Annotated in this window: 10 protein-coding genes and 1 pseudogene; 4 read left to right on the top strand and 7 right to left on the bottom strand. The window is 58.8% G+C overall.

Annotated features, from left to right (window positions below; all coding sequences use genetic code 11):
• From L972_RS21150 to L972_RS18945, 3 genes and pseudogenes are all read right to left on the bottom strand, one after another.
• Nucleotides 1-340: pseudogene (locus L972_RS21150) on the bottom strand (beta-ketoacyl-ACP synthase III); the annotation flags it as partial.
• Nucleotides 341-394: 54 nt separating this feature from the next.
• Nucleotides 395-1,558 (bottom strand): vWA domain-containing protein, encoded by a 1,164-nt coding sequence (locus L972_RS18950; protein ID WP_047440295.1) that lies wholly within the window; start codon nucleotides 1,556-1,558, stop codon nucleotides 395-397.
• 3 nt (nucleotides 1,559-1,561) lie between these two features.
• On the bottom strand, nucleotides 1,562-2,404 hold the full coding sequence (locus L972_RS18945) for an AAA family ATPase (RefSeq protein ID WP_005347493.1): 843 nt from the start codon (nucleotides 2,402-2,404) through the stop codon (nucleotides 1,562-1,564).
• 159 nt (nucleotides 2,405-2,563) lie between these two features.
• Here L972_RS18945 and cysK point away from each other — a divergent pair, with 159 nt between their 5' ends.
• From cysK to crr, 4 genes are all read left to right on the top strand, one after another.
• Nucleotides 2,564-3,532: a cysteine synthase A gene (gene cysK / locus L972_RS18940; protein WP_047440293.1), complete on the top strand. Its 969-nt coding sequence runs from the start codon at nucleotides 2,564-2,566 to the stop codon at nucleotides 3,530-3,532.
• Between the two features lie 440 nt (nucleotides 3,533-3,972).
• Complete coding sequence (locus L972_RS18935; RefSeq protein WP_005338266.1) at nucleotides 3,973-4,230, top strand: HPr family phosphocarrier protein; 258 nt, start codon at nucleotides 3,973-3,975, stop codon at nucleotides 4,228-4,230.
• A gap of 46 nt (nucleotides 4,231-4,276) precedes the next feature.
• Nucleotides 4,277-6,004, top strand: a complete 1,728-nt coding sequence (ptsI, locus tag L972_RS18930; protein ID WP_019446785.1) for a phosphoenolpyruvate-protein phosphotransferase PtsI — start codon at nucleotides 4,277-4,279, stop codon at nucleotides 6,002-6,004.
• A 42-nt stretch (nucleotides 6,005-6,046) separates the two neighbouring features.
• Nucleotides 6,047-6,556, top strand: coding sequence for a PTS glucose transporter subunit IIA (gene crr, locus L972_RS18925; protein ID WP_005338264.1), 510 nt, complete (start codon nucleotides 6,047-6,049; stop codon nucleotides 6,554-6,556).
• 93 nt (nucleotides 6,557-6,649) lie between these two features.
• On the opposite strand, the gene L972_RS18920 is transcribed toward crr, so the two are convergent.
• From L972_RS18920 to mscK, 4 genes are all read right to left on the bottom strand, one after another.
• Nucleotides 6,650-7,582, bottom strand: coding sequence for a GGDEF domain-containing protein (locus L972_RS18920; RefSeq protein ID WP_047440291.1), 933 nt, complete (start codon nucleotides 7,580-7,582; stop codon nucleotides 6,650-6,652).
• A 339-nt stretch (nucleotides 7,583-7,921) separates the two neighbouring features.
• Nucleotides 7,922-9,952: a M13 family metallopeptidase gene (locus L972_RS18915; RefSeq protein ID WP_047440289.1), complete on the bottom strand. Its 2,031-nt coding sequence runs from the start codon at nucleotides 9,950-9,952 to the stop codon at nucleotides 7,922-7,924.
• 54 nt (nucleotides 9,953-10,006) lie between these two features.
• Nucleotides 10,007-10,411, bottom strand: coding sequence for a hypothetical protein (locus L972_RS18910; protein ID WP_047440287.1), 405 nt, complete (start codon nucleotides 10,409-10,411; stop codon nucleotides 10,007-10,009).
• Between the two features lie 408 nt (nucleotides 10,412-10,819).
• The gene (gene mscK / locus L972_RS18905) at nucleotides 10,820-14,149 is read right to left on the bottom strand and encodes a mechanosensitive channel MscK (RefSeq protein WP_005359039.1); all 3,330 of its coding nucleotides are present in this window, start codon (nucleotides 14,147-14,149) and stop codon (nucleotides 10,820-10,822) included.
• Nucleotides 14,150-14,374: the final 225 nt, after the last annotated feature.

The raw sequence follows: 14,374 nt of genomic DNA, 5'->3' as shown, positions 1-14,374 counted from the left end.
CGCGGCCGGCTGCGATCAGCGCCTGCTCGGCGGCGGCCACCGCCATCTCCACCATGATGGAGGGCATCTCATCGGGCCGCTCCGCCAGCAGCGGCTGCATGATGCCGGGGTTGAGCACTCCCTCGCGGCTCACCAGATAACGGCTCTTGATGCCGGAGGCCTTCTCGATGAACTCGCAGCTGGAGTGCTGCTTGGCGGGGAGCTGGCCAGCGTCGATGGCGGAGGCGTTCTCCTCGTTGTAGAGATCCACATACTGGTTGAAGGCGGCCACCAGCTCTTCATTGCTGACGGCAAAGGGTGGGGTATAGAGGCCTGAGCCACTGATCACGATAGAGGTCATCTTTGCTCCTCGTCGGGTGCGTTCCCGGCTTGTCGGTTTATAGGGTAGAGAGGGTTAGAGCTGGTCGATCGCCGCAGCGAGACCCGCCAGAGTCAGCGGATGCATCCGCCCGCCAACCACGTCATTCATCAATTTTATCGAGGGATGCCAGAGCCACTCCCTGCGCGGGGTGGGGTTGATCCACACCAGTTTGGGAAAGTGTTGCTGCAAGCGGGTAAGCCACACCTGACCCGACTCCTCGTTCCACTGCTCGACACTGCCACCCGGCCAGGTGATCTCGTAAGGGCCCATGGTGGCATCCCCCACCAGGATCACCCGGTAGTCGCTGCCGTAGGTGCGCAGCAGGCGCAGGGTATCGAACCGCTCCTCAAAGCGGCGGGCGTTATCCTTCCAGACGGAGTCGTAGAGGCAGTTGTGAAAATAGAAGTACTCCAGATGCTTGAACTCGTGGCGCAGGGCCGAGAAGAGGCGCTGCACCTCGGCCACATGGGCATCCATGGAGCCTCCGACATCGAAGAAAACCAACAGCTTGACCCTGTTGTGGCGCTCGGGCCGCAGCTTCACATCGAGCCAGCCCTGGCGGGCAGAGCTTTTTATGGTGTCGTCGAGATCCAGCTCGTCGGGATTGCCTTTGCGCACCCAGCGCCTGAGCTTGCGCAGCGCCAGCTGGATGGCGCGCTGGCCAAGCGGTGAGTCGTCGCTGAAGTTGCGATAGTGGCGGGCCTCCCACACCTTGGCCGCCTTGCCGTGCTGTCCCTCTCCACCCATGCGCACCCCCTCGGGGTGAAAACCGCCGTGGCCAAACGGGCTGCTGCCACCGGTTCCCACCCACTTGTTGCCGCCGGCGTGGCGCTCTTTCTGCTCGTTCAGCCGCTGATTAAGGGTTTCCAGCAGCTTGTCGAGTCCGCCGAGGGATTTGAGCAACGCCTTCTCCTCTGGGCTCAACAGTCGTTCTAACTCCTTGCGCAGCCACTCATCCGGCAGGCTCTCCGGCAGCAGGGGGATGGCTTCCAGCCCCTCGTAGTACTCGGCGAAGGCGCGATCGAAGCGATCGTAGTGGGCCTCGTCTTTTACCAGCAGGCAACGGGAGAGCTGGTAGAACTCGTCCATATCGACAGCGACCAGCCGGGCAGCCAGTGCGGCGTGCAAGTCCAGCAGCTCGCGCAGGCTGCAGGGGAGCTTGTGGCGGCGCAGGTGGGTAAAAAAGTCGATCAACATGGGTCAGCTGCCGCGCCGGGCCAGAAAGGCGAGCTTCTCGAAGAGATGCAAATCCTGCTCGGTCTTGAGCAGGGCGCCATATAGCGCGGGCACCAGCTTGCCGGGCTCGCGGGCGCGCATCGCCTCGGGGGCGATATCGTCGGCCAGCAGCAGGCGGATCCAGTCCAGCAGCTCCGAGGTGGAGGGTTTCTTGCGCAGCCCCTCTACCTCGCGCAGCTCGAAGAAGAGATCCATTGCCTCGCCAAGCAGGCTCTCCTTGAGGTCGGGGTAGTGGAGTTTGACGATGGCCTGCATCTCGGCCTTGTCGGGGAAGCGGATGTAGTGGAAGAAACAGCGGCGCAGGAAGGCATCCGGCAGCTCTTTTTCGTTGTTGGAGGTGATGATGACCACCGGCCGCTGGCGCGCCTTGACTCGCTCGCCGGTCTCGTAGACGTCGAACTCCATCCGATCCAGCTCCAGCAGCAGATCGTTGGGGAATTCGATGTCGGCTTTGTCAATCTCGTCGATCAGCAGCACAGGTCGCTGCTCGGCGCTAAAAGCCTGCCACAGCTTGCCCTGGCGAATGTAGTGGCTGATATCGGCCACTCTGGGATCGCCGAGCTGGGAGTCCCGCAGCCGGGCCACCGCATCATATTCGTAGAGTCCCTGTTGGGCCTTGGTGGTGGACTTGATATGCCAGGCAATGAGATCGGTGCCGAGATGGTCGGCGACCGCTTCCGCCAGCACCGTCTTGCCGGTGCCCGGCTCCCCTTTGATCAGCAGCGGTTTTTCGAGGGTGATGGCGGCATTGACCGCCATCTTCAATGCATCGGAGGCGAGATACTGGCTGCTTCCTGAAAATCCCATAACGTCGGTTCCTTTGACGATTGGCGCCTGGAGTCAGGGGCCAGAGAGAATAAGCTCTATATGTTGTAATACCATATGGTTATAACGAATAGTCACTTCTCATTCAGAAACCACAGGGTAATCTTGTTTCATCGTCGTAACAAACACAGGGATAGCGCCATGAGCAAAATTTTTGAGGACAACAGCCAGACTATCGGTCACACCCCGCTGGTTCGTCTCAACCGTGTTACCAAAGGCCGCGTGCTGGCCAAGATCGAGAGCCGCAACCCCAGCTTCAGCGTCAAGTGCCGTATCGGTGCCAACCTGATCTGGGATGCCGAGAAGCGCGGCATCCTGACCAAGGGTAAGGAGATCATCGAGCCCACCAGCGGCAACACGGGTATTGCTCTGGCCTTTGTCGCGGCAGCTCGCGGCTATCCCATCACCCTGACCATGCCGGCCACCATGAGCCTGGAGCGCCGCAAACTGCTCAAGGCGCTCGGTGCCAATCTGGTGCTGACCGAAGGGCCTCTCGGCATGAAGGGGGCCATTGCCAAGGCCAACGAGATCCTCGAGTCCGAGCCGGGCAAGTATGTGTTGCTGCAACAGTTTGAAAACCCGGCCAACCCGGAGATCCACGAAAAGACCACTGGCCCCGAGATTTGGGATGCCACTGACGGCGAAGTGGATGTGTTCGTGGCCGGGGTCGGTACCGGCGGCACCATTACCGGTGTCTCCCGCTATCTGAAGAAGACCCAGGGCAAGGCGGTGGTCTCTGTCGCGGTCGAACCGGCCGAGTCGCCGGTCATCAGTCAGAAGTTGGCCGGGGAAGAGATCAAACCGGGCCCCCACAAGATCCAGGGGATCGGCGCAGGCTTTATCCCGGGCAACCTGGACCTCTCCCTCATCGACCGGGTGGAGAAGGTGACCAGCGATGAAGCCATCGAGATGGCCCGTCGCCTGATGGAGGAGGAGGGGATCCTGGCCGGTATCAGCTCCGGTGCGGCGGTGGTGGCTGCCAGCCGTCTGGCCGAGCTGCCGGAATTTGCGGGCAAAACCATAGTGGTCATCCTGCCGAGCGCGGCGGAGCGTTACCTCTCCAGCGCCCTGTTTGCCGGGGTGTTCAGCGAGCAGGAGCTGCAGCAGTAACTGATCGGAATCTTTCAAAACAGCGGCGCTCCCAGGAGCGCCGCTTCTTTATGGGCTAGACTCAACCCCTGTTAGTGTCACTTGATCCTTATTTTTTGGGGTAAAATAACAAGTTCCGGAGTGAGAAAAAAAGCAGACATTCCGCTCTAAATCTCATATCCTGTGCGGCGTCACGCGGTGTTTGCTGGCTGGGTATCACAAGGTAACAAAGTGTTATTTTTCGTTATAAAATAATTTCAGGCCAGTCCTGATGCGGCTTGTAGCCCAATAACTGAAAATTGCCAACCAGCGCGCCGATTACTGCACAGAAACTTGACCTGGATTAAACCATTGCGGGTCTGCTTTCGTTACTTTACAACATATCCATACTGACACGGTGGGTCAGGTTGCTTCAAAAACGACCAATCCACCAAAAAATATCAATAATATGGGGTGAAACCATGTACGAGAAGTCTGTTGTTATTACTGCTGAAAACGGCCTGCACACCCGTCCGGCAGCTCAGTTCGTGAAAGAAGCCAAAGAATTCCAAAGCGAGATCACTGTGGTCTCCGGTGGCAAGTCCGCCAGCGCCAAGAGCCTGTTCAAGCTGCAGACCCTGGGCCTGACCAAGGGTACCAACGTAACTATCCAGGCTGATGGCCCGGATGCTCAGCAAGCTGTTGAGAAGCTGGTTGCCCTGATGGACGAGCTGGAGTAATCCAGCTTTAGATTCCTCCCCCACAGTCGTTTTAATAGGAAGGATTATGATATCTGGCATTCTTGCGTCCCCCGGTATCGCATTCGGTAAGGCGCTTCTTCTTAAAGAAGATGAAATCGTTATCAATCAGGGCAAAATCTCTGCTGACCAGATTGATGCCGAGATCAACCGTTTCCTCGAAGCTCGTACCAAGTCAGCTACCCAGCTGGAAGCCATCAAAGAGATGGCCGGTCGCACCTTCGGTGAGGAAAAAGAGGCCATCTTCGAAGGCCACATCATGCTGCTCGAAGATGAGGAGCTGGAAGGGGATATCAAATCCTTCATCAAAGAGAACAAGGCTTCCGCTGACAAAGCCATCTATGAGGTGATCGAACAGTACGCCAAGATGATGGCCGAGCTGGATGACCCTTATCTGCGCGAACGCGCTACCGACTTCCGTGACATCGGTACCCGTCTGGTCAAGAACGTACTGGGCATCGCCGTTGTCAACCTGAGCACCATCGACGAAGAGGTGATCCTGGTCGCCAAAGACCTGACCCCGTCTGAAACCGCTCAGATCAACCTGAAATATGTGCTGGGTTTCGTTACCGACATCGGTGGCCGTACCTCTCACACTTCCATCATGGCCCGCTCCCTGGAGCTGCCGGCCGTGGTCGGCACCAACGACATCACCGAGCGCGTCAAGAACGGTGATATGCTGGTGCTGGATGCGATCAACAACCAGATCATCATCAATCCGACCGCTGAACAACTGACCGAAGCCAAGAAGTTCCAGGCTCAGTTCCAGGCCGAGAAAGATGAGCTGGCCAAGCTGAAAGATCTGCCCGCCATCACTCTGGATGGTCACCAGGTCGAAGTGTGCGCCAACATCGGTACCGTCAAGGATACCGAAGGTGCCATCCGCAATGGCGCCGAAGGCGTGGGTCTGTACCGTACCGAGTTCCTGTTCATGGATCGTGACGCGCTGCCGACCGAAGAAGAGCAGTTCAAAGCCTACAAAGAAGTGGCCGAAGCGATGCCGGATCAGCCGATCATCGTGCGTACCATGGACATTGGCGGCGACAAAGAGCTGCCGTACATGAATTTCCCGAAAGAGATGAACCCCTTCCTGGGCTGGCGTGCCGTGCGTATTTTCTTCGACCGCGAAGACATCATGCACGCTCAGCTGCGGGCCATTCTGCGTGCGTCTGCCTTCGGCAAACTGCGCATCATGTTCCCGATGATCATCTCTGTCGAAGAGTTCCGTAGCCTGAAAGCTACCGTAGAGACGCTGAAAGCCGAACTGCGTGCCGAAGGCAAAGCCTTTGATGAATCCATCGAAGTGGGTATCATGATCGAGACCCCGGCCGCTGCCGTGATGGCTCATCATCTGGCCAAGGAAGTGGATTTCTTCAGTATCGGTACCAACGACCTGACCCAGTACACCCTGGCTGTCGATCGTGGTAACGAGATGATCTCCGCCATGTACAACCCGCTGTCACCCTCCGTCCTGACCCTGATCAAGATGGTTATCGATGCGTCCCACGCCGAAGGCAAGTGGACCGGTATGTGTGGTGAACTGGCTGGTGACGAGCGCGCTACCCTGCTGCTGCTGGGTATGGGTCTGGATGAGTTCTCCATGAGCGCCATCTCTGTACCGCGTATCAAGAAGCTTATCCGCAATACCAACTTCGAAGATGTGAAGGCAATGGCTGATCAAGCACTGAGCTTTGCCACCGCCGCTGAAATCGAAGCATGCGTAGATAACTTTATTAAGCAGAAAGCAGTCTGCTAAGATCGGCTGCAAACAGCGACAAATCATCTCTAGGAGCTTTATATGGGTCTGTTTGATAAACTGAAGAAACTGGTTTCCGACGATAGCTCTGACACCGGCGGCATCGAAATTTTTGCTCCGCTGTCTGGCGAAATCGTGCCGATCGAAGATGTGCCTGACGTTGTCTTCGCCGAGAAGATCGTTGGTGACGGTATCGCCATCAAGCCGGCTGGCAACAAGATGGTTGCTCCGTGCGATGGTACCATTGGCAAGATTTTCGAGACCAACCACGCGTTCTCTCTGGAATCCGACTCCGGTATCGAGCTGTTCGTTCACTTCGGTATCGACACCGTTGAACTGAAAGGCGAAGGCTTCAAGCGTATCGCTCAGGAAGGTCAACAGGTCAAGCGCGGCGACACCATCATCGAGTTCGATCTGGCCGTTCTGGAAGCGAAAGCCAAGTCTACCCTGACTCCGGTTGTCATCTCCAACATGGACGAGATCAAAGAGCTGATCAAAATGACTGGTGCCGTGACTGTGGGCGAGACCCCGGTTATTCGTATCAAGAAGTAATGCCAGGCTGGCTCACGCCAGTTGCGCAGTAAAAAACCGAAGCCTTGTGCTTCGGTTTTTTTTGCGAGTCGGCTTTCCGTTCTGGTTACCACTCTATTCCGTCGAGATGACAACCCGGTTACGGCCCTGATCTTTGGCCTGATAAAGGGCCCGGTCTGCCATCATCAGCAGATAGTCGATGCCCTCCTGCCCCTTCATGCTGGCACACCCCAGACTGATGGTGAGGGAGAGCTGCTTCCCCTGCCATGGCAAGCGGGTGGTACTGACATGCTGGCGCAGCTGTTCGGCGCGCCGTGCTGCCTGTTCAATATCGCAACCAGGCAGGATCAGCAGGAACTCCTCTCCGCCCCAACGGGCCAGACTCTCCCCCGGCAACAGCTGGCTCGCCATGGCGTGGGCGACGGCGCAGAGCGCGGCATCACCCGCAGGGTGGCCGTAGCGGTCATTGACCTGTTTGAAATGGTCGATATCTCCCAACACCACCGAGAGGGGCTCACCCTGCAACCAAAGGGCCTGCAACTGTTGCTGGGCGCCACGCCGGTTGGTCAGTTCGGTGAGCGGATCGGTGCAGGAGAGGCGGCTCACCTCTTCCACCATGCACTGCAGGTCGTGGATATCGCGAAAGGTGACGATATGGCCATCCGGGATGGCATCGGCTCCCAGCTGGGCAGTGACGATAAACCAGCGCGACTGACCGCTCTTGCAGCGGATTAGCGCAGGCATTTCGGCAACCTCCAGCCCTTGCGACAAGCTCTGTTCCACCTGGGAGTGCCAGGAGTCGATGATGGTGCGGCGATACCCTTCATCCGGGTAGGCGACCTGAAACCAGGAGGCCATGTCCGGCAGATCGTCAAGGTTGTAGCCCAGCTGCTCAATAAAGGCTTTATTCAGGAAGCGGTGGCGCCGCTGCGGGATCATGTCGGGTGAGCAGCCATCGTGACGGGCAATGGATTCTGACACCAGAATAGGCAGCGGGATCACATCGAAGGAGCGAAACAGGATCTGTTGCAGTTCTCGGTCATTCATAGGAAAAGCGGCTCCACGATGCATCTTTTACATGCTTTACCATAGGTCAGACCTGTTTGGTGGTAAACCGATTTATAGCGGTTCCGCCGCCGGTTTTTCAGCCAATGGCAAAGGCGAGAAAATGGCAGAGTTGTGTGCCGTGACCGTATCGGGTGAAAGCTGGGCAGGCTTAGGAGAAGCGGTGGGGCAAAAGGGTCAAAAAAACCCACATGGTCAGGCACATGTGGGTCGGGAAAAACCAGACAGGGTAAAACAGACACTCCCTGTGTCGGTCATCTTCAGCTCAGGTGGAGGTGGTCCATCTGCTGGAGCTTTTCGGGCCAGGGCCCCTGCTGGTGGTCACCAAATCTTCACACGCTCGGAAGGTGGCAGATAGAGCTTGTCTCCCGGCTTGATAGCAAAGGCACTGTAGAAGGCCGGCATATTAGCGACGACGCCGTTGACCCGGTACTCCAGCGGCGAGTGGGGATCTGTCTTGAGCAGAACGGCAGCGAGCTCGGGCCGATACTTCCCTTTCCACACCTGCGCCCAGCCGATAAAGAAGCGCTGCTCGCCGGTGAAGCCATCGAGCACCGCTGGCTGGTGGTTGCCCAGGGCGAGCTGGTACGCCTTGTGGGCGATGGTCAGGCCGCCGAGATCGCCGATGTTCTCGCCAAGGGTCAGCTGGCCATTGACATGCTCCCCCTTGATGGGCTCGAAACGGTCGTACTGTTTCGCCAGTTTTTGCGCTCTGGCGGTGAACTCCTTGAGATCGGCCGGAGCCCACCAGTTGTGCAAGGCACCGTTGCCATCGAATTTGGCCCCCTGATCATCGAAACCATGGCTCAGCTCGTGACCGATGACCGCGCCGATGGCGCCATAGTTGACCGCATCATCCGCCTTCAGATCGAAGTAGGATGGTTGAAGTATGGCTGCCGGGAAGACGATCTCGTTGTTGTTCGGGCTGTAGTAGGCGTTCACCGTCTGCGGATTGTCGAACCACTCCTCCCGATCCACCGGTTGATGGAGGCGGGCAAGGTGCTCGTTGTAACGCACCGTGGCCGCGCGCTGGGCATTGCCGACCAGATCATCGGGACGGATCTCGATTGCGCTGTAATCCTGCCACTGGTCGGGATAGCCGATCTTGACCCGTACCTGCTCCAGTTTCGCCAGCGCCTGCTGTTTGGTCGGAGCAGACATCCAGTCGAGCCCACCGATCTCCTGGCGATAGGCGGCGATCAGATTGCGCACCATGCTCGCCATCTGTGCCTTGGCTTCGGCCGGGAAGTAGCGCTCCACGTAGAGTTTGCCCACCGCCTGACCCAGATAGTCGTCCAGCACCTCCATGGCCTGCTTCCAGGGCTCCCGCTGCCGGGGGATGCCGCTCAGGGTCGTACCGTAAAAAGCGAAGTGCAGGGCATTGCTCTGGCTGTCGAGATAGGGCGCATAAGTGCGTAGCAGATGGAACAGGCAGTAGGATTGCCACTGCGCGATGCTGGTCTCCTGCATCACGGCGGTCAGCTTCTCCAGATAGTCCGGCTCACTGACGATGATCTCCGTTTCCCCGGCGATACCGGCCTCTGTCAGGTAGCGTTGCCAATCCAGGGGGGGCAGCAACTGACTGAGGCGGGCGATGGGCAGTTTGTTGTAGGTGAGGTTGTCATCCCGCCGCTTGACTCTGTCCCACTGCAGGCTGGCGAGCCGGGTTTCCAGCGCCAGAATGCGATGGGCCTGTTCGCTCGCCCCCTCGACGCCGGCATGGTTGAGCAGGGCGGTAATGAACTGCTCGTAGCTGGCCCGCAGAGCCTTGCTGGCGGCATCTTCTTTCAGGTAGTAGTCCCGCTCCGGCAGACCGAGACCGGATTGCTGCAGGTAGATCCCGTAGCTGTCAGGCTGCTTCTTGTCGGCCATGATCCCGATACCAAAGGGAGCGCCGCCCCCCAGCTTGTTAACACGGGCAAAGTAGGTGGCCAGCGAGGCGCCATCATGGATGGCCATGATCTCGTCGCGCAGTGGTTGAATGGGGGTCAGCCCTTTGGCATCCCGCCCGGCCTGATCCAGATAGCTGGCGTAGAGATCGGCGATCTGCTGGCGAGGGGTTCCGGCCTGTTGCGGGCGCTTGAGCAGCGCCTCCAGCAACCCCTTGCGATCCTTCAGCGACTTGTCCGCCAGCAGATTGCCGATGGTCTGCCCCGGCAGGTCATCCGGTATTTGGGTCTGGGCCAGCCAGTTGCCGTTGACGTGGCGAAACAGATCGTCCGCCGCGCGCACGCTGTTATCCATGCTGGCCAGATCCACCCCGGAGTGGCCGCTGGTGGCACCGGCGCATGGCGCGAGGCCAAGCAGGGCCAGCGCAATGAGGCTGGCGATCATGCTGCGTTGCTGTTTCATCTTGTGTGTCCTGTATGTGGTGCCAGTAGTGAATTGGCTATACCCGCTGGCCAATCAGCTGCGAACGACCGAGAGGAAGCGACCGTCGTGATCGAAGGTGCAGGTAAAGTCGACCGCATCATCGTCGGTCTCGTACTGGCCATAGACCTTGTATCTGTGGCCACTCTCTTCTGCCGACTCGGTGGTGATATCGCGCGGGGAGACATGAAATTTGCTGGCCGCTTCCCCCGAGCAGTAGCGGGGCATCTTGCTGGTGGCCATATGCTGGTCATCGCTATCGTCATGTTGGCCATCATGCTCGTGTTTGTTATCGCTGTGCTTTTTCCCGGCGTAATAGCCAGCGGCGCCGATGGCCCCCAGCGCAGCTGCACCTATCAGGACTTTCTTGGTGTCCATATTCTGGCAGCCGCTTAATGCCAGACAGGCGGCTATTCCCATTACCATCAAGGGGTGTTTCATCTCTCGGATCCTTTCAATTATCAAATGAGCAAGTCGGTGTCAGCCGGGCGGTGGTCACAGTGCCCGGCGCTGGAATGGCGCCACTTTGCAATGGACAGGATGAAGAGGACACTCAAATAAAATTAAAAAAAGTTATAAAAGTCCGGGAGCCGGAGCGAGCGTGGTATGGGGGGCGCGGTGAGGGGAGAAGGGCGCAGGTTTCATCCATGCGGTAAGTAGTGGTGTGGGGCAAGTGTTTGTTTTTATACTTTTATTTCTCTTTATATTTTATCAAGGGTGATGGCTACCTGTTGTGCGGCGGCCAGCCATGCTGGCGGTGGATAGCCGTCTCTATCTTCATAAACAGGGCATAAAAAAGCCGCTCACCAGGGTGAGCGGCTGTTGCCATCAGATTCATGCAGTTCGCTATCAGGCTGGCTGCTTGCCATCTTCTGCGGGCGGCGGCAGAGCGGCGGAGTTGGACTCCACCTTCTGCTCTTCGCCCTGCATGTTCTTGATGTAGACATCCATCTGGTTGAAGGCGATCTCGATGCCGTTCTCGCGGAACAGCTGGTCGATCTTGCGGTTCAACTCGTCCACTGCCGGGTTGCGGTCTCCCAGTTCGCTCACGAAGAAGCGCAGCTCGTGATCCAGAGTGCTGGCGCCAAAGGTGAGGAAGTAGACGATGGGGGCCGGGTCTTTCAGCACCCGGCTGTTTTCGTCGGCCGCCTGTTTGAGCAGGGTGCGGGTCAGCTCCAGATCCGAGCCGTACGCCACGCCCACCCGTACGATCACCCGGGTGACGGTGTCACTCAGCGACCAGTTGATGAGCCGTTCTGTCATCAGTTGCTGGTTGGGGATGATCACCTCTTTGCGGTCGAAGTCGGTCAGGGTGGTGGCGCGAATGCGGATCCGCGAGACGGTACCGGAGAAGGAGCCGATGGTGACGGTGTCACCGATCCGCACCGGACGCTCGAACAGGATGATGATGCCGGAGACGAAGTTGGAGAGGATCTCCTTCATGCCGAAACCGATACCGACTGACAGACCACCAGCAACCCACTGCAGCTTGTCCCACTGCACGCCCATCATGGAGAGAGCGGTGAGGGAGCCAAAGCCGATCAGCACGTAGTTGAGCATGGTGGTGATGGCGTAGGCGGTACCCTGAGCCAGGTTGAGCTTGGAGAGCACCAGCACCTCCAGCAAGCCCGGCAGGTTGCGCGCCAGTGACCATGCACCGCCGAGCAGCAGGAAGCCGATCAGCACGTCACTCAGGCTGATGGGGAAGAGCACGGCGTTGGCGCCGGTGCCTTCACTGCGGTGCCACAGCACCATGCTGTCGAGGTAAGAGAATACCGCGACCAGATCGGACCAGAGCCAGTAGAAGGCGACGCCGAAGATCAGCATCAGCACGGTACGGGTCAGACGCAGGGACTGCTGGCTGACATCCTCCAGATCCATGGGCTGCTCTTCGATGGACTCGCCACCTTCCGCATCTTCCGAAGATTTGTGCTCACGCTTGGCCACCGCACGGCGGTAGGCGAGACGACGGGCTGCCAGCTCAAGACCACGCAGGGCGGTGCGGTAGACCAGGCTCCAGATGATGATGAGGTAGAAGGATTCGATCAGGCGACCGGTCAGCTTCAGCGCGGTGTAGTAGTAACCGAGCACGGCCAGCACGATCAGCGCCACCGGCGCCAGCGCCAGAGCGATGGCGATCAGCGACTTCTGCATGCTCGCCTCGCCCTTGATGCGGGCGCGGGAGATGGGGAACACCAGATAGGCGGCCAGCCCCAGCAGGGTCAGGGTCATGGCCTGGCCGATCACGTCGTTGCCCAGGGTGGAGGGTTCAACTACCGCCTTGGTCGCGAGCATGATGAGCGGCAGCAGTGGCAACCAGATGTAGCGCATGCTGTTGCGCTTGGCCTGCAGCTCCGCTTTCGGGATCCGGAAGTGGGTCTCGGCGATGCCGCCCGGGCGCATCACGGCCAGATAGACGCTGAACACCAGATAACCGAGGGCGAGGTTCAGGGTGATCTGGAACATCAGCTTGGGACTGAGCAGACCGCAGTAGGTGAGCAGCAGACCGCCAGCCAGAATGAACATGCTGCCCGGCAGGCGTTGCAGCACGGTATAGAGCAGGGCGCGCGGGGTGTGCCACTGGCTATCCTGACGGAAACGGCCAAGGTCCTTGGTGATCTTCTTCTCGCGCTCAACCAGCGCCGGACGTTTCCAGACCAGCAGGCCGCCGATCAGCAGCAGCGGGAAGGCGAGCAGGGAGATCCCCAGCAGCTCTTCGCGCCAGCGTTTCCAGTCCGGTTTCAATACCCAGTCGGAGGCCTGTTTGTAGGCTTGGGCGGGCCAGCTGATAAACCACTTGCTGTCGATGGGCTTGTTGCTGCTTACCCAGAAGATGTGTTGCTGCAGGGTAAATTCGATAGAGGCATAGACCCGCGCCAGCTGCTGCTGGGTCAGCTGCAGGCTGATGGCGTTGGTGAGCTGGCTGTCGAGTTGGCGGTTGAGCTGATCGAGCAGATTGATGCGGGTGTCGAGCAGCTTGGCAAGGCTCTCCTTGTCCTCCTCGCTGACCGGATCCTTGCTGCCGGCGATCAGATTGTCCAGATAGAGGTTCTTCTGGAACAGCTGGTCACGCTGCTGGCTCAGTTCAAACTGGGCCAGATGCAGATCGGCGATCTGCTCTTCCAGGTTTTTGACGGCGATGGTGGGCGCCGCTTCCAGCTGCTGGTAGAGCTGATAGAGGATGCGTGACAGCAGCAGATTGCCCTTGAGCATCTGCACCTGTTCATTGAGGTTGCGCTCGGTCTGGATGCCGCGCTCCAGCCAGCTCTTGGCTTGCAGGTTTTTCTGGACCAGCGAGTTGAGGCTGGTGGTGGCACCGATCAGCTGCTGGCTGAGCTGGTGGTTGAGTTCCTGCTCTTTTTGCACCAGCGGGCTGTCTTCGGTCGCCACCAGTTCACCGGTCTGCTCGGCGGTTTTTTCGGTGTCGCCGAGGCGCTTGGCGCTGCTCTGATCCTGCAACAGCTGCAGTTTCTGCTCTTCGCTGGCGAGACGGGCACTCTGGTAGTCGCGCTGCTTGATCGCCAGATCCTGCATGCTGGTTCGGTTATCCAGCTCCTTTTGCAGGTGGGCCAGTTGCAGGTCGAGCAGGGCCAGCTCGGCACCGAGCTTCATCTTCTCGGCGCTGGAGACGCTTTCACCGGCGTTGAGGCGGGTACGGATCTCCTGACTGCGCTGGTAGGCACGGCTCATGCTGGCCTGGGCCCGCTCCGGCAGGGTCTGCAAGCTGGTGAGCTGGCTGCCGATGGCGCCGAGGGCCTCCTGGGCCGCCTGCATGTTGGCCAGCACTTCCGGCTGACGGCTGTCGAGCTCTGCCAGACTCATGCTGGCGTATTCGCTCTTGATCTGCTCGGCACTCTTGCCCTTGGTCAGGGCATCGAGCTTGGCGCTGATCTCTCTGAGCTCGGTGGGCAGGTTGCGGATCCGCTGGGCCTGGGTTTTGGCCTTCGCCTCTTCCTTGTCGATGCTGTCGAGCAGTCCGAGGGTTTCGGTCAGCAACTTCTGATCCGCTTGCTGACTGACGGTCAGGGTCTCTGATTTACCCAGACCATCCAGCGCTCGCTGAACTGCGTTGCGAGAGGGGACATCTTGCGCCATGGCTTGCGGCACGCAGAGGCTGGCGAGGAGACAGAGCAGCGGCAACAGGGTGGCCGAGACTCTTTTAAAACGTATTGAGGGCATATAACTTCCGGGTTATTACGCGATATTCGGGAGATTTCCCGCATAGATTAAATTCGCGTGGATTCTAACACCGGGCTTGTCAGGTAAGCAGGGGGGAGGGACAAAAAAAACGGCGCCCGCAGGCGCCGTTTTCAACTCGTTCAGCTCTGATTAAAGAACGTGAACAGAAGCGGTGTTGGTTGTGCCGCTCGGTACCAGAGCACCGGAGACCATCACAACCACGTC

The sequence above is a fragment of the Aeromonas sp. ZOR0001 genome, from assembly GCF_000801015.1.
Classification (GTDB): Bacteria; Pseudomonadota; Gammaproteobacteria; order Enterobacterales; family Aeromonadaceae; genus Aeromonas; species Aeromonas veronii.
This window is presented reverse-complemented; position numbering and strand designations above follow the sequence as displayed.